Raw genomic sequence first — 14,647 nt, 5'->3', positions numbered from 1 at the left:
GCTCCCAAATCTCAAGCACAGGATTTCTGGCTAGTTCAGTCTACGCGAGAGACGCATTTCGCCAGCGATTATGCCCGTGTCCCCTGAAACCTCATGGCAATTGACAAGGCAACGCTCAGGTTCCCGGCCGATTCGACCTCAATCCGCTCCAATTTCAGCCATCGGGCCAGTTCTCCGAGCTCTCGGGCAAGCTCGTCGGCCGTGTCGGGTGGCGCGTCGGGTTCGGCGTGGGCCGAACGCACCAGCAGTCGACCCGATTCCCGGTCGGCCTTCAGATCGACGCGGGCCACCATCGCATCGCGCAACAGAAACGGCAGCACGTAATAGCCGAAGCGGCGCCTGGCCGCCGGGGTATAGATTTCGATCCTGTAATGGAAACCGAATAGCTGTTCCAGCCGGCGCCGTTCGAAGACCATCGAGTCGAAGGGGCTCAGCAACGCGGCGCCCTCGGCCTTTCTCGGCTTGGCGGCCGCTGCGTGCAGATACTGCGGGCCCGGCCATCCCGCCACCTCAACGGCTTCAAGCGTTCCGGCGGCAACGAGTCGAGTAATCGACTGGTTGGCTTCGCGAAGGGGCAGACGGAAGTAGTCGGCCAGGCACCTGGCCGTGCCGATGCCGTGGGCGCTAGCCGCGGCGGTGATGAGACGGTCGATTGATGCATCCGCCTCCGCGGGACCCAGCAGAACACCGGCCGGCAGCACCCGGTGTGCCGGGGCGTATCGGCGTTCGAACTGGGAGGTCCGCCCCGCTGCTCCAACCTCGCCACGGGCGAAGAGGATCTCGAGTACCTCCTTGGCCTCGGACCAGTTCCAGCCCCAGTTGTCAGTGCTGGTTTGCGGCGCATGGCCCAGGCGCTCCCTCACCTCCCGCGCGGTCAGCGGCGACGAGGCATCGAGCAGGCCTGTGATCCGCTCGGCAAGCTCGATCCGGTGGACATCGTCCTGCGCGATTCGACCCATCCAGGTGCGGCGCTGCCAGTTGCGCAGGTCGGCAAAGTGCTCGGGCCTGATGTAGGAGGCCTCATGGGCCCAGTATTCGACCATCTTGCGCGGCGAGGTGGAACCCATGCGGTCAAGCGTCGCCGTGTCATAAGGGCCAAGCCGGGAGAACAGCGGCAGGTAATGGGCCCGGGTCAACACATTGACGGAGTCGATCTGCAGCAGCTGCAGGCGGTTGAAGGAGCGCGTCAGCGCAGCTGTGCCCACCGGGGCCGGCGAACGCCTGCGCGCCAGTCCCTGCGCGGCAAGCGCGATGCGCCGCGCCTGCCCGATGCCCATCCGTGTGCCCATCGCCATATTCTATTCCCGCCATCCCCCGGACTGGGGCAAGGCCCGGTCCCCGCCGATGCGGGAAACGGGCCTTGCTTTGTGGCGACTCGGGGCTCAGGCCCCGGCGGGTTCGGTTTCACGGTAGGAGCGGACTTCAACAGTCTCTTCGACCTCAGCCTCGGTGTCGAGGGTGATGATGCCGTACGCGTAACCCTTGCGGCGGTAGACCACAGAGTTCATCCCGGTGACTTCGTCGACGAACAGGTAGAACGGGTGACCGACCAGTTCCATCCGGTCTACCGCGTCATCGACGCTCATCGAGACCGAGGGGAAGACCTTGCGCCGGATCTCCACTGCGCTGGAAGCAGCACCATTGGCCTCGGCCACTTCATCGGCTGCAGCCTGCTGGGCCTTGAGCGTCGCTTCGTGCAACGGCAGCGAGGAGTCTGCGGGTTCCAAGGTAGAAGTCGCCTCGAACACGGCCTGTGGCGTCTTGCGCCCGTGGTGGACCTTGCGGCGCTCGCTGGCCCGGCGAAGACGCTCGAGCAGCTTGCCGAAAGCGATGTCGAAGGCTGCGAACTTATCGGATGCCTTGGCTTCGGCTCGGATGGCGGGGCCCTTGCCGACGACGGTGAGCTCGACTGTCAGAGCGGTGTCCGCTTGGCGTGCGTTGGCCTCCTTGGTGACCTTGATGTCCAAGCGCTGGATCTTGGCGGCGAACTGGTCGACCTTGTCGATCTTGTCTTCCGCGTACTCCCGGAAGCGGTCGCTGACAGTGACATTTCGTCCGCTGATCTTCATCTCCATGGTGTCCTCCAACATAGCTCAGGTGACACATCAGCGACTGTAGAGTCCTCCTCCCAGTCGCTGAAGATGGGGTGCTTATCCTCCATCGAGGTGCCCATACTTCACCGTAGTTCACGAATCCAGATAATCAAGCGTGTTGCGTGCTTAAGTCGATCGCGCTTGGCTTAATTTCCGCGGCGCCCTCCCGCGGGGCAGCCGTGGCCGCAACCACCACCGCCCCGCAGACCACCCATCCGCGGGCCGACAGCACACGGTGGCATTCTGCCAGGGTGGCTCCGGTGGTCAGTACGTCATCGACAAGCAGCACCCGGATCCGCGGATCCGGACGGGAACCGCGGAGCACGCGCAGCGAGCCTCGGATCGAGGCTCGTCCCCGCCGCCCCTGGCCCTTTTGTTCGTGGACCTTCTGCCCACCGGAACGGTGGACCAGCAACGGCGCTGTGGCCATCCCGGCGGGCAGCAGCCGACGCGCCTCGACCCAGGCCAACAGCATCCCCACCGGCCAGTACCCGCGCCGCAGCCTGGCCCGCAGCCGGCTGGGAACAGGGACCAGCAGAATCCGCCGATCGGAGGCGTCGGGCAGCTGCGCCGCCGCGGCCTGGATCGCACCGGCCAGCGCCGGCCCAAGCGTATGTCTGAGCCCCACCCGTTGCCGGTTCTTGAAGGCCAGCAGGGCAGCCGCGAGTCCGAGTTCGTAGCGGCCCGCGGCCAGCACCGGCAGCGGAGCCCCGCCCTCGGTCAGCGGCAGCGCCTCGGCATCCTGCTCCACGCGCAGCGGCCGAACGGTTGCCGCTCGCAGGGCGGCGCGGCAAGGTGGGCAGAGACCGGTATCAGGGCGTTGGCAGCAGGCGCAGTCGGCGGGCAGCACCAGCGCCCAGGCCCCGCTCACCGAGCGGCGCACGGCGGTCATGCCGGGGCCAGCCCAGAGTCCATCAAGCCAGGCGGCGGGGCCGGCGATCCGGCACAGGGGGTTCATGTCCGCCAGTCTGGGGTCCTCGGCCACCGGCTGGAAGGCGGCCGCGCAGCGGTGTGGAACCGCCGATGGAGCAGACTACCCGGGGTAGGACAGGTACCGGGCCTTGCCGTCTTGCTCATGCCAGGTATTGCCGGTGCGTGAGTAGATGCCATCGGGCGTCTCGGCATAGACCCAGCGCCGTTCCCCAGCGCCGGCGGAGAGTCCCGTCATGCCCAGCAGCGGCAGGAACTCCTTGGAGCCGCCGGATAAGGTGATCCGCTCCGCTGTCACCGGCGCGTCGGCATCGGCCTGCATCACGATCACCGAGGAGTCCGAGTCCCAGACGGCCCGGGACACCGGGACCGAGGGGTAGAGCCGCATGGGCTTGGCGAAACCGCGCGGGAAGCCCTCTGAATCACGCAGGATTCCGGAGATGTTCACCGAGACGGTGTCCCCGTGTTTGGCCACGATGACGGCGCGGGTCCCGTCGCGCGAGACGCGCAGCGAGGAAACGTGGGAGTCCTTGAGCCACTCGGCGGCGATCGGACGGACCCGTCCGTCCTTGGCAATGTCGGCCGGCACGGCGAGCACCTGGGTGGGGGCCCCATGGTCCACCGTCCAGGTCCAGCCGCTGGCATCCAGGCTCGGTGGGACCAGGTCGGTGCCGGTCGCCACCACTTGGGCGTTGCCCTTGTCGTTCACCGCGACCAGCTTGCTCCGGGAGGCGTTGAGGAACGCGTACCTGTTTCCCGAGGGCGACATCGCCGGGTAGATCGGCCCGTAGGCGGAGATGTCCTGCACGCCGCCGACCGGGACCACGCTATTGCCTTGGTAGTAGACCAGCATGTTGTTGGAGATGGCAATCTGGGTATCGGGGACCGAGGGGTTGATCTCAGCCGGGACGAATCCGGCCCCGGGCACGCCGAGCTTCACCTCGCGCTGGTCCTCGGTCATCACCACGTCGCGGACGGCTCCGACCTGGGTCAAGGTGAGTTCGAGCTGCTGCTGCATCAGGTGCCGGGTGGTGTCCGAGGCATCGCTGAAGCTCAGTGGCGTCAGGTCCACCACCGCCTTGTTTGATTCCACCGGGACCGAGGAGCGCACCAGCGAGCTGCCCTCGGAGAACGCGCTGACGACGGCGTTCTTCAAATAGGGAGCCGGTCCGGCCAAGATCGCCTCGACCATCGAGGCCGGCAGCCCGGCGCGCTTGGGGAACCAGCGGATATCCGGGACGGCATAGTGGAATCCCGGATCGTAGAAGTAGATCGAATGGGCGGAGAACTGCACGGAGAAGTTGCTCTGCTCCAGCAGCGTGCCGTCCGGGACCCGGGAAATCCGCCATTCGTTGTCCACCTTGAGAAGGCTCAGGGGTAGCGCCTGGCTGGTATTGGCCGGCTGGCGGGTCATCACGCCGTGCTCGTCGACGGTGGACAGCATCTCGAACTGGATGCTGTAATCCCCCGTCTTGGAGCCGGTCACGACGGAGGGCGCCGCATCGTAGACCCGGGTACTGACCGAGCCCTTCCAGGTTCCGGCCGCCTCCGGGGTCAGGAACTCGCGGGCCACCTTGAAGTCGTCCTGCGCAGCAATGCCGGCCTGGTAGAAGCCCTCGATGACTTCCTGCGGCGAGGCTCCGGCCCGGGGGCCAATGGCATCGAAGGTGTAGGTGTTGCTTTCCTCGTTCTGCCCATCGGGGGCGATGGACCCGACCGGGCCACTATGCGGGATCGACGCGCAGGATCCCAGGACCGCCACGGTGCCTAGGAAGAGGGCCAGAAGCACCAATGCCCGGCGGCGAAGATCAGTCATGGTGGGGTCCCTTCACATCGGGGGCGTCGGGTGCCGAATCGGCTCCGGGCGCCGCGTCGGACTGACCCTGTTCGGCCATCTTGTTCTTCTCGATCAGCGGCATCGCCGGTTTCCAGCCGATGGCCGGCATCTCGCCGGTCAGCGGGAAGTCCATGAGCGTGTCCCGGTCCAGCACCATGCCTGCGAGCACTATGGGTTCCAGCGGTAACGGGGAGGCCTCGATGGCCTCCCCCTGGTGGATCGGAAGCGTCAGCCGGAAGCAGGAACCGACGCCCTTTTCACCCCAGGCCTCCAGGCGCCCGCCGTGCAGGCGGGTGTCCTCCATGGCGATGGACAGGCCCAGCCCGGAGCCGCCGGTGGTTCGTGCGCGGGCGGGGTCGGCGCGCCAGAAACGGTCGAAGACCCGGGTCGCCGATTCCGGGCTCATGCCGATGCCGCGGTCGCGCACCGTCACGGCGACGGCTCCGGCATTCTCGCCGACGGTGATGTCGATCGGCTTGCCCTCGGAGTGTTCGATGGCGTTCATGACCAGGTTGCGCAGCACGCGCTCGATCCGGCGCGAGTCCATCTCGGCCACGCAACCTCCGGCCGGGGCCACCATGCGCAGGGCCGAGCCCATCGCATCGGCGTGTGGGCGGGCGAAGTCGACCACGCGCCGGGCCACCGCGACGAGGTCGGTGGGATCGGCATCCAGAACGGCGACGCCGGCGTCGAAGCGCGAGACCTCGAGCAGGTCATTGAGCAGGTTCTCAAAGCGGTCAACCTGGTTGTAGAGCAGTTCGGCCGAACGCTTGTTGATCGGGTCGAAGTCGCTCCGGGCCCCGTAGAGCACCTCGGCTGCCATCCGCACCGTGGTCAGCGGCGTGCGCAGCTCGTGGGAGACATCCGAGACGAAGCGCTGCTGCATCTGCGAGAGCGAGGCCAGCTGGGTGATCTGCTCCTGCAGCGACTGGGCCATGTGGTTGAAGGAATTGCCCAGCCGCGCTATCTCGTCCTCGCCGGAGACGCGCATCCGTTCCTGGAGCTCGCCGGCCGCCAGTTTTTCCGAGACCTCGGCCGCGTCGGCGACCGGGCGGACCACGGCGCGGGTCACGTACCAGGTGATGCCGCCCATGACCACGAGCAGGATGACCCCGCCCAGGGCCATCGTGCGGTTGATGAAGTCCAACGACTGCTGGACCGAGGAGAGGTCGTAGACCAGGTACAGCCCGTAGTCGCGGCCCGGTGGCAACGTGACCCTGGTGCCGAAGGCCAGGCCCGGGCTGCTGCGCGCGCCGCGGGTGATGTCGATGGACTGCCAGAAGATGGCGTTCGAGTCGCGGACCTTCTCCGAAAGCTGTTCGGGGATCACCCGGGAGGTTAATCCGCCGCTGGCAGTGGGGCCGACATACATGTTGTCGTCCCCGGGCAACGGCACCAGGACGAAGTCGCGCGGGACGGACGCCCCGTCGCCCTCGACGATCTTGAGCGTGTTCATCACCAGCGAGTGGGTACTGGCCCGGTCGGTGGTGGCCGCCGATTCGAAAATCGACTTCACCTCGGAGAGCCCGCGCACCGATTCGCTTTCGACCTGGCGGAAACGCTCGGCGAACAGGCCGCTGGCGATCTGGTTGGACAGGAACGCACCTGCCCCCAGCAGTGCCAGGGCAGAGAGCAGCACGGTCGATGCCACCGTGCGGAACAGCAGCGAGCGCCGCCAGCGGGTGGCCACCGAACGCATTCCGTGACGTATCTGGGAAAGCACGGCCCGCAGCCACGGCGCCCGCGGTGAATCCGAGGGGCGCCGGTCGGCCGACTCCGGAGCCGGCTGGTCCTTGGCCCCGCCCAAGCTCAGGCCTGGCCCGCTTTGTAGCCCACGCCGCGAACCGTCAGCACGACCTCGGGACTCTCCGGGTCCAGCTCGACCTTGGAGCGCAGGCGCTGGACATGCACGTTGACCAGGCGGGTATCAGCCGCATGGCGGTAGCCCCAGACCTGCTCGAGCAGCAGTTCACGGGTGAACACCTGCCACGGCTTGCGTGCCAGGGCGACGAGCAGGTCGAATTCCAGCGGGGTGAGTGAGATGGCCTTGGCGCCGCGGGTCACGCGGTGACCGGCAACATCGATGCTCAGATCGGCGATCTTCAGCGTTTCGGGGGCATGCTGCTCCCCGGTACGCAGCCGGGCGCGGACCCGTGCCACCAATTCGGCGGGCTTGAACGGCTTGGGTACATAGTCATCGGCGCCGGATTCCAGCCCGCGGACCACATCCGCAGTGTCCGACTTCGCCGTGAGCATCACTATCGGCACGTCATCCTCGGCCCGGATGAGCCGGCAGATCTCGATCCCGTCAATGCCCGGCAGCATCAGGTCCAGCAGCACGAGGTCCGGTTTCACATTGCGGAACGTGTCAAGCGCCTGAGCCCCATCGTGGCAGAACACCGGATCGAAGCCGTCGTTGCGTAACACGATGCCGATCATTTCGGCCAGCGCCTCGTCGTCGTCGACAACCAGGATGCGTGCCTTCATGTGCTCCCCAACTCCTCATACGCCCGCTTTGACGGGCATGATCACGGCCTTCTCACCAACACTACAGGAGCAATTGTGCGGTAGATGCGCGCGCTGTGCGCGGGTCGCAACTAGGCTGGTAAACAATCGTCCATTCCCGGCTGTAATACACCGGCCCGCCAGCATTGACCCAGCAGGAGGCAACAAGCCCATGACTCAGCCCCCGGATGCGCCGCCCCCCGGGCCTGCAGGACAGGCCCCGCCCCCGGCGTGGGGCGCTCCGCCCCCTCAGGGCTGGGGGCAGCCCCGGCAACCATGGGGCCCCGGACCGCTGCAGCCCAGCCCAGCCGGCTACGCGCTTCCACCCAAACCGGGCGTGGTTCCGTTGCGCCCACTGGGCCTGAGCGATGTGTTCGACGGCTCCTTCCGGACGATGCGCCGCAATCCGGCGGCCACCATCGGCCAAGCCGTGCTGCTGCAACTCATCGTGGGCGCCGTCACGCTACTGGCCATGGGCCCGGCCCGCGGCCTCATCCTCGACCCGACGCTGCTGGCCAACGAGGCGAACCTCGACATGTTTGCCGAATCGGGGATCTGGCTGGGCATTTCGGCCCTGATCGGCAGCGTACTGGCCACCTTCGCGTTCCTGCTGACCCAGCTGCTGTGCACGGCACCGACGCTGCGCGCCATCGTGAACCTGCATACCCCCCTGCCACTGGCCTGGCGGCTGTCCAAGAGCCGGATCGGCCAACTGCTACTGCTCTGCCTGCTGTTCATGGCCATGTGGGTCGCCGGGATCGGCCTGTGGGCCGGCGGGACCTATCTGCTCTTCGTGACCGTTTCCGGATTCGCCGCCACGATCTTCGCGCTGCTCGGCGGGCTGGTGTTCACCGCGGGGGCGACGTTCCTCTCGGTCAGGCTCCTCTTCGCCCCGGCGGCCATCGTGGCCGAGGCCGTTGGCGCATTCGCCTCACTGAAGCGCTCCTGGGTGCTCACCCGAGGCAGCTGGTGGCGGTTGTTCGGCATCGTGCTGCTGTGCGGCCTCGTTGTCGGCGTCGCCGTCAGCGTGCTGACCACTCCGCTCTCGCTCGCCGGCGGGCTGGCCATCCCGCTCATGTCACCGGGCAATTCAGGCGAGATGGGCCCGGCGGTGCAGGCGGTCCTGCTGCTCACCTACACCGCTTCCTATTTGAGTACCGGCCTCGGCTCCGGGTACTTGGCGGTGGTCGCCTCACTGCTCTACGCCGATCTGCGGATCCGCCGCGAGGGCCTGGACGTGGTATTGATGGCCGAATCCGATGCCGGTTTCAGCGAGGGCATCCCCGGTAACACCCCGCTGCCGGCGCAGGCTCCCTCCCCCGGCACAGGCCCACACACCCCGGGTCCGGTCCCGCCACCCTGGGACACCCGGCCCCGATGATCCCGTTCCCCTTCCTGTCCGACCCCCTGAACCCGGACGGCTTCCGCCCCAACGGGCAGGAGGCCGACCGCCTGCTGCAGGAGGAACTCATGCGCGCCGAGTACGCCAGCGGCGTGCCGCAGCTTCTGCGGGACTTCCTCGAGGCCCGTCTGCGCGAGCTGCTCGACTTCCTCCACGAGTTCGACGCCATGACATCGACCCCCGGAAAAATCATGCTGCTGGTGCTGGCAATGATCCTGGCCGTGCTTTGCGCCGTGTTCGTCAGGGTGCGTCGATCCCACCGGATCGAGGAACCCGGGTACGACCTGGGCCTGGTTCCCGAACTCACCTGCGCCGGCTACCGGGCCCGCGCCACTGCCGCTGCGGCGGCAGGCAACAACGCCCTGGCCTGTCTCGAGTCGTTCCGCGCCATGGTGCGCCTGGCCGAGGAACGCACCGTTCTGGGCACCCAGCCCGGACGCACCGCCTTCGAGGCCGCCACGGCGCTGATGCCGGCTTTCCCCGCGCAGGCGCAGCGGCTTTGCGCCGCTGCGGCGTTCTTCAACGAGTTGCGCTACGGGCAGCACGAGGCATCCACCGCCGACTACGCCCGGCTGCGCGATCTGGATGCGGCCCTCGAGTCTGCCATCCCGCACATCGCCGCACTGCCCGCGCCCGCCGCCACCCCGGCGGCACCCCGATGAGCGCTCCGCAGACCCCGGCCACGGCCCCGGCGAAGCCCGTTCCCGCCCGACAGCGGCTCCGCCGACCGGGCGGCCTGTTCTGGATCCTGCTTTTGGTGGCCATGCTGGCATCCGGGCTGCTCACCATGATCCTTTCCCCCGCATCCAGCGAGCGGAGCCTGAGCCCGGTGAACCCCGCTCCGCGCGGTGCCCAGGCGGTGGCCCGGGTACTGGCGGACAAAGGAGTCGCGGTGGTGCAACCGGACTCGCTCAACACGGCCATCGCCGCGCTGGAAGCGGCCGACGGCCGGGCCACGCTGCTGCTGCACGATCCCGATGGCCTTTTGGGCCCCGAGCAGCTCAACCAGCTTGCCGCGGCGGCACCGCGCACCGTCCTGGTTGAACCGGGGGCAGCGGCCTTGGCTGCCTTTGCCCCCGGCGTCACCCCGGCCGACGGGACCAGAGATTCCCGGATCGTGTCCGCATCCTGTGCCATGCCGCTGGCCGAGGCGGCTCCGCTGCTCCAAGCCACGGGTCGGCTCTACACCGGTCCACTGGGCTGTTACCCGGTCCCCGGCACCTCCGGCCACCCTGTCGTCTTCTCCGCAACAGCCACTGTCCTGGGTTCCACCTCCTACCTGGCCAACCGCGACATCCGCGGCCAGGGCCACTCGGCCTTGGCCCTCTGGACGCTTGGCCAGGAGCCACAGCTCATCTGGTACCAGCCCGAGTTCGCAGAACTGACGGCAGATATGCCGGCACCGAATCCGTTCCTGCTGCTCCCGGGCTGGTTCGGCCCGGTGATGGCCTGGACGCTGTTGATGGGGCTGCTGGCGATGTTCTGGCGTGGGCGCCGGTTGGGACCCCTGGTCCCCGAAAGGCTGCCCGTGGTGGTGCCCGCGGCGGAACTCATCGACGGGCGGGCCCGGCTCTACGCCCACGGCAGGGCATTGGATGCCGTGGCGGCCAACCTGCGCTCCGGCGCGCTGACCCGCATGGCGCACCACTACCGCCTCGGCACCGGGGCCGGCGTCCATCAGATCATCGCCGCCGCCGAGCATGCCGGGGTCCGCACCGGCCCGGAACTCGACCTACTGCTCAACCCGGCCATCACCAGCGAACAGCACCTGGTGGCGTGGGCCAACGACCTCGCACAACTGGAAAAGGAAATCGGATCCCCGTGAGCCAACCCCGCAATGAAGCACCACCCCTGCCAGTGCCACCCCCCTCTCCCGCGGTCGCTGGCGACGAGAGCTCCGAACGGGCCCGGGACGCCCTACTGAAGGTGCGCCGCGAGGTTGCCAAGGCCGTCGTCGGGCAGGATGCCACCGTCACGGGCTTGCTGATCGCACTACTCACCCCCGGGCACGTGCTGCTCGAGGGCGTGCCCGGTGTGGCCAAGACCCTCCTGGTGCGCAGCCTCAGCGCCGCCCTGAGCCTGGACACCAAGCGCGTGCAGTTCACCCCGGACCTGATGCCCGGTGACGTGACCGGTTCGCTGGTCTACGACGCCAGCACCTCGGCCTTCAGCTTCCGCGAGGGCCCGGTCTTCACCAACCTGATGCTCGCCGACGAGATCAACCGCACCCCGCCCAAGACCCAGGCCTCGCTGCTTGAGGCCATGGAGGAGCGCCAGGTCTCCGTCGACGGCGTCACCCGGGCGCTGCCCGAACCGTTCATCGTCGCCGCCACGCAAAACCCGGTCGAATACGAGGGCACCTACCCGCTGCCCGAGGCCCAGCTGGACCGCTTCCTGCTGAAGCTGACCATGGACCTGCCCGAACGAAAGGACGAGATTGAGATCATCCGCCGGCACGCGCTCGGCTTCGACCCGCGCAATCTCGCGGCCGCCGGGGTACGGGCCGTGGCGTCCGCCGCCGATCTGGCCGATGCCCGGGTCGCCGTATCGAAGGTGAGCATCGCCCCGGAGGTGCTGGCCTACATCGTCGACATCGTGCGGGCCACCCGTTCGGCCCCGAGCTTCCAAATGGGCGTCTCCCCGCGTGGTGCCACGGCGCTGCTGAACACCTCGCGGGCCTGGGCCTGGCTCAGCGGCCGGGACTTCGTGACGCCCGACGACGTGAAGGTGCTGGCCCCGCCGTGCCTTCGCCACCGGGTGGCGTTGCGGCCCGAGGCGCAGATGGACGGCGTGAATGCCGACGACGTGCTGGCGTCGATCCTGGCCACCGTCCCGGTTCCGCGCTGAGCATGTTCCTGACCCGTCGCGGATTCCTGCTCGCCTGCGCCTTGGTGGTGGTGCCGCTGTCCTTCCCCGGTTGGGCCTCCTTCTGGGTGGCACTGGGACTGTTGGCCACGCTGCTGCTGGCCGACCTGCTGCTGGCTCCGTCGCCGAAGTCGGTGCTGGTGGAGCGCCAACTGCCGCGGACGGCCCGGCTGGGCGAGGAAGCCACGGCGACCGTGCTGCTGCGCAACCCGACGCCCCGGGCCATGCGCGGGTTGCTGTCCGACGGCTGGCCGCCGGCGGCCGGGCTCCCCTGGACCGGGTCGGAGGCCACCGGGATGCTGGTGGAGCTTCCTGCCGGGCAGCGCCGGGCCTTCGCCTCGGTGCTGCGCCCGACCCGGCGCGGGGACATCTCCACCGCGCACCTGACCCTGCGCCTGGGTGGTCCGCTCGGGCTCGCGGCACGGCAGGCGACGCTGCCGGCACCTGGTACGCTCACGGTCCTTCCACCGTTTAATGCGCGCCGCCAGCTGGCCTCGAAACTGCAGAAGCTGCGCGAGCTCGACGGCAGGGCAGCCGTGCAGATCCGCGGCGCCGGTACCGAGTTCGATTCGCTGCGCGACTACGTGCGCGGCGATGACGTACGCTCCATCGACTGGCGCGCCACGGCACGGCAGCAGAACGTGGCGGTGCGCACCTGGCGCCCCGAACGCGACCGCAGGGTCGTGCTGGTCCTTGACACCTCCCGCACCTCGGCGGCCCGGATCGAGGACGAGCCGCGCCTGGACACCGGCATGGAGGCCTGCCTGCTGCTGGCGGTGCTGGCCGAGCGCGGCGGGGACCGGGTCGAGTTCCTGGCCTACGACCGCCGCCCGCGGGCCCGGGTCAGTTCCACCGCCAAGGGCAACTTGCTCGGGCACCTGGTGGAGGCCATGGCCACGCTGGAACCCGAACTCATCGAGGCCGACTTTTCGCGCCTTCCCGCCCAGGTCCGCCAGCTCTGCGGGCAGCATTCGCTGCTGGTACTGGTGACGGCGCTGGATCCCGGGTCCGTCGAGGAGGGACTGCTCCCGGTGCTTCCGGCGTTGGCATCCCGGCATACGGTGGTGATTGCCGCCGTGCGGGATCCGGAGCTCGAACGCTGGCGCCATCGGCGCGACGGCGCCGAGCAGGTCTATCGGGCCGGTGCGGTGGAACGCTCGCTGCAGGTGCGCGAGGCGCTGAAGAACGAACTGCGCTCCCTGGGCGCCGAAGTGGTCGATGCCACCCCGCACGAGCTGCCCGGAGCGCTGGCCGATTGCTACATCCGGCTCAAGGCCACCGGCAGGTTGTAGCGGAGCTGCTGCGGCGGCCGCGCTGCGCACCTCGACGCTGCGGGGATGCAGCCGGGCCAGCTACCGCCGTAGCCGCCAGCCGGGTCCGGGCTCAGGATTCGAGCCGGACCTGGTCCAGCGCGTCGGCGATCTGCGTGAGCCGGGACAGGACGCCACGCACGGTTTCCGGAGAGTGGTCGGCCAGGCCCTGGGTCGGCAACAGCCCGAGTGAGCCGAGCGATGCATTGCCCAGCCCGACCTGGTTCCACGGGCGCAGCACCCGGTTGACGGCCTCGGTCACCTTCGGCGGGGTCAGCCCGGGTGTCAGCAACCCCAGCCAGAGCGAGTGTCCGGCCTCCACGGCCGCCGCGCAGTGCTCCCAGCCGAGCGTGGTCAGGTCCGCGACCGGCACGCAGATGCCCTGGGCGCCGGCACCGAAGACTGCATCGAACACCTTGCCGGGCTCGTCGCCCGCCAGGGTTGGAGCATAAACGACCTCGGTGGCCCCGGCCTCCAGCAGTGCCGCCGTCATCGTGGCCCACCAGCCGGTGACCTCGGTGCGCGGGATGGAGCGGATGGTCCGGTACCCGCTGGCGGTGGGGATGGTTCCGGCCAGGACGTCGCCCAGGGCCGGCTCGTCGACCTGTACGGTGATGTCCCTCAGCCCGCTGGTGCGGAGCGCATCGCGCACATGTCCGGCGGCACCGGCCGCCAGCGAATCCGCTATGTCGCGCCGTGCACCGTAATCGGACAGGGCACGCTCCCCGGCGGGGAGGTACAGGCCCGCTGCCATCGTGGCCGGGCCCATGATGCGCAGCTTCAGCGAGTTGCCGGGCTGCTCCTCCTCACCGACGATGTCGGCTAGGACGTTGATGTCGGTGCGCAGGGCTGAGACCGCGCGGCGGTGATCGATGCCCGGGCGGTCCACCAGGCGCCAGCCGTGCGGCTGCACGTCGACGTGCAGGTCAAGTAGCATGCCGGCGGTGCGGCCCAGCTGATCCGAACCGACGCCGCGGTCGGGCAGCTCAACCAGGTGCGGGAGGTTGGGTTCGCCCAGTTCCCCGCGGATGATCCGGGCTGCTTCGATGGGGTCGTTACCCGGCATCGGGCCGTGGGCACTGGCCCGGACGTTGCCTAGGATGTTTCGCCCCCGGTGGAGTGGAATGCGGAGATCGCCTGGTGGTGCAGGATGACTTCGCTGATGATGAAGTTCAGGAACTTCTCGGCGAATTCGGGATCGAGGTGGGCCTCGTCGGCCAGGGTCCGCAGGCGCTTGATCTGCGAGGCCTCCCGGCCCGGGTCACCTGCCGGCAGGTTGTATTGGGCCTTGAGATGGCCGACGCGCTGTGTGGCCTTGAAGCGTTCGGCCAGCAGGTAAACCAACGTCGCATCGAAGTTGTCGATGCTGCTGCGGATCGCCAGGAGCTCCTCGAGGACTCCCTGGTCGACCTGGCCGGTCAGGGAGCTGGCGGCCGGGTCGTAGTCGATGCCATCGGTCCGTGGTTCCGTCTGCTCTGTCATGAGGACAATTCTAGGGCGCTGGCGGCGGTGCCCTCCAACCCGTGACTTCAGTGAGTCGCCCCACGACAGGCGGGGTAGAAACGGAGCAGCGGATCGAGGAGCGGCGTATCCACCGTCGCCGGGGTCCCGCCCTTCCCCGTGGTCCGAATGCGGGTGCCACGCTCATCTGCACGGCCACCCCGGGGTCCGGTCCGGGCGGACCGGGTAGATGAGAATGGCACAG

The 14,647-nt window shown here is 68.5% G+C and carries 13 protein-coding genes; 5 read left to right on the top strand and 8 right to left on the bottom strand.

The window, feature by feature from the left end:
* Positions 1–68: 68 nt before the first annotated feature.
* The 6 genes from E9229_RS13710 to mtrA form a co-directional block, all read right to left on the bottom strand.
* Entirely contained in the window at positions 69–1,289 is a 1,221-nt protein-coding gene (locus E9229_RS13710) for a winged helix-turn-helix domain-containing protein (RefSeq protein ID WP_183512165.1), read from the bottom strand.
* Positions 1,290–1,382: 93 nt separating this feature from the next.
* A complete protein-coding gene (gene hpf, locus E9229_RS13705) occupies positions 1,383–2,075 on the bottom strand; it encodes a ribosome hibernation-promoting factor, HPF/YfiA family (RefSeq protein WP_183512164.1) in 693 nt (230 codons plus the stop codon).
* A gap of 127 nt (positions 2,076–2,202) precedes the next feature.
* Positions 2,203–3,051: a ComF family protein gene (locus E9229_RS13700; protein ID WP_183512163.1), complete on the bottom strand. Its 849-nt coding sequence runs from the start codon at positions 3,049–3,051 to the stop codon at positions 2,203–2,205.
* A 75-nt stretch (positions 3,052–3,126) separates the two neighbouring features.
* Entirely contained in the window at positions 3,127–4,839 is a 1,713-nt protein-coding gene (locus tag E9229_RS13695; protein ID WP_183512161.1) for an LpqB family beta-propeller domain-containing protein, read from the bottom strand.
* Positions 4,832–6,667, bottom strand: a complete 1,836-nt coding sequence (gene mtrB, locus E9229_RS13690; RefSeq protein ID WP_407671368.1) for an MtrAB system histidine kinase MtrB — start codon at positions 6,665–6,667, stop codon at positions 4,832–4,834. Before mtrB ends, E9229_RS13695 begins: the two co-directional genes overlap by 8 nt.
* Before the next feature lie 2 nt (positions 6,668–6,669).
* Positions 6,670–7,347 (bottom strand): MtrAB system response regulator MtrA, encoded by a 678-nt coding sequence (gene mtrA, locus E9229_RS13685; RefSeq protein WP_183512160.1) that lies wholly within the window; start codon positions 7,345–7,347, stop codon positions 6,670–6,672.
* 190 nt (positions 7,348–7,537) lie between these two features.
* Between mtrA and E9229_RS19710 the strand changes: the two genes are divergently transcribed.
* The 5 genes from E9229_RS19710 to E9229_RS13660 are packed head-to-tail and all read left to right on the top strand — an operon-like array spanning position 7,538 to position 12,924.
* Positions 7,538–8,746, top strand: a complete 1,209-nt coding sequence (locus E9229_RS19710; RefSeq protein ID WP_183512159.1) for a glycerophosphoryl diester phosphodiesterase membrane domain-containing protein — start codon at positions 7,538–7,540, stop codon at positions 8,744–8,746.
* A complete protein-coding gene (locus E9229_RS13675; RefSeq protein WP_183512158.1) occupies positions 8,743–9,429 on the top strand; it encodes a DUF4129 domain-containing protein in 687 nt (228 codons plus the stop codon). The genes E9229_RS19710 and E9229_RS13675 overlap by 4 nt, the downstream gene beginning before the upstream one ends.
* Positions 9,426–10,592, top strand: coding sequence for a DUF4350 domain-containing protein (locus tag E9229_RS13670; RefSeq protein WP_183512157.1), 1,167 nt, complete (start codon positions 9,426–9,428; stop codon positions 10,590–10,592). Before E9229_RS13675 ends, E9229_RS13670 begins: the two co-directional genes overlap by 4 nt.
* Positions 10,593–10,618: 26 nt before the next feature.
* Positions 10,619–11,614 carry an AAA family ATPase gene (locus tag E9229_RS13665; RefSeq protein ID WP_221184706.1) on the top strand — a complete coding sequence of 332 codons (996 nt, stop codon included), beginning with the start codon at positions 10,619–10,621 and terminating at the stop codon, positions 11,612–11,614.
* 2 nt (positions 11,615–11,616) lie between these two features.
* A complete protein-coding gene (locus E9229_RS13660; protein WP_183512154.1) occupies positions 11,617–12,924 on the top strand; it encodes a DUF58 domain-containing protein in 1,308 nt (435 codons plus the stop codon).
* Between the two features lie 91 nt (positions 12,925–13,015).
* On the opposite strand, the gene E9229_RS13655 is transcribed toward E9229_RS13660, so the two are convergent.
* On the bottom strand, positions 13,016–14,008 hold the full coding sequence (locus tag E9229_RS13655) for a uroporphyrinogen decarboxylase/cobalamine-independent methonine synthase family protein (RefSeq protein WP_183512153.1): 993 nt from the start codon (positions 14,006–14,008) through the stop codon (positions 13,016–13,018).
* A gap of 29 nt (positions 14,009–14,037) precedes the next feature.
* The gene (locus E9229_RS13650) at positions 14,038–14,424 is read right to left on the bottom strand and encodes a chorismate mutase (RefSeq protein WP_183512151.1); all 387 of its coding nucleotides are present in this window, start codon (positions 14,422–14,424) and stop codon (positions 14,038–14,040) included.
* Positions 14,425–14,647: the final 223 nt, after the last annotated feature.

This window comes from Paeniglutamicibacter cryotolerans, from assembly GCF_014190875.1.
GTDB lineage: Bacteria > Actinomycetota > Actinomycetes > Actinomycetales > Micrococcaceae > Paeniglutamicibacter > Paeniglutamicibacter cryotolerans.
Note: the sequence above shows the minus strand (reverse complement) of the source record. Positions and strands in the feature narration are given on the sequence as shown.

What these genes read in the sequence shown, in the direction of transcription:
- E9229_RS13710 (WP_183512165.1), bottom strand. Translation starts at nt 1,289, where the DNA reads ATGGGCACACGGATGGGCATCGGGCAGGCGCGGCGCATCGCGCTTGCC.
- hpf (WP_183512164.1), bottom strand. Translation starts at nt 2,075, where the DNA reads ATGGAGATGAAGATCAGCGGACGAAATGTCACTGTCAGCGACCGCTTC.
- E9229_RS13700 (WP_183512163.1), bottom strand. Translation starts at nt 3,051, where the DNA reads ATGAACCCCCTGTGCCGGATCGCCGGCCCCGCCGCCTGGCTTGATGGA.
- E9229_RS13695 (WP_183512161.1), bottom strand. Translation starts at nt 4,839, where the DNA reads ATGACTGATCTTCGCCGCCGGGCATTGGTGCTTCTGGCCCTCTTCCTA.
- mtrA (WP_183512160.1), bottom strand. Translation starts at nt 7,347, where the DNA reads ATGAAGGCACGCATCCTGGTTGTCGACGACGACGAGGCGCTGGCCGAA.
- E9229_RS19710 (WP_183512159.1), top strand. Translation starts at nt 7,538, where the DNA reads ATGACTCAGCCCCCGGATGCGCCGCCCCCCGGGCCTGCAGGACAGGCC.
- E9229_RS13675 (WP_183512158.1), top strand. Translation starts at nt 8,743, where the DNA reads ATGATCCCGTTCCCCTTCCTGTCCGACCCCCTGAACCCGGACGGCTTC.
- E9229_RS13670 (WP_183512157.1), top strand. Translation starts at nt 9,426, where the DNA reads ATGAGCGCTCCGCAGACCCCGGCCACGGCCCCGGCGAAGCCCGTTCCC.
- E9229_RS13660 (WP_183512154.1), top strand. Translation starts at nt 11,617, where the DNA reads ATGTTCCTGACCCGTCGCGGATTCCTGCTCGCCTGCGCCTTGGTGGTG.
- E9229_RS13655 (WP_183512153.1), bottom strand. Translation starts at nt 14,008, where the DNA reads ATGCCGGGTAACGACCCCATCGAAGCAGCCCGGATCATCCGCGGGGAA.
- E9229_RS13650 (WP_183512151.1), bottom strand. Translation starts at nt 14,424, where the DNA reads ATGACAGAGCAGACGGAACCACGGACCGATGGCATCGACTACGACCCG.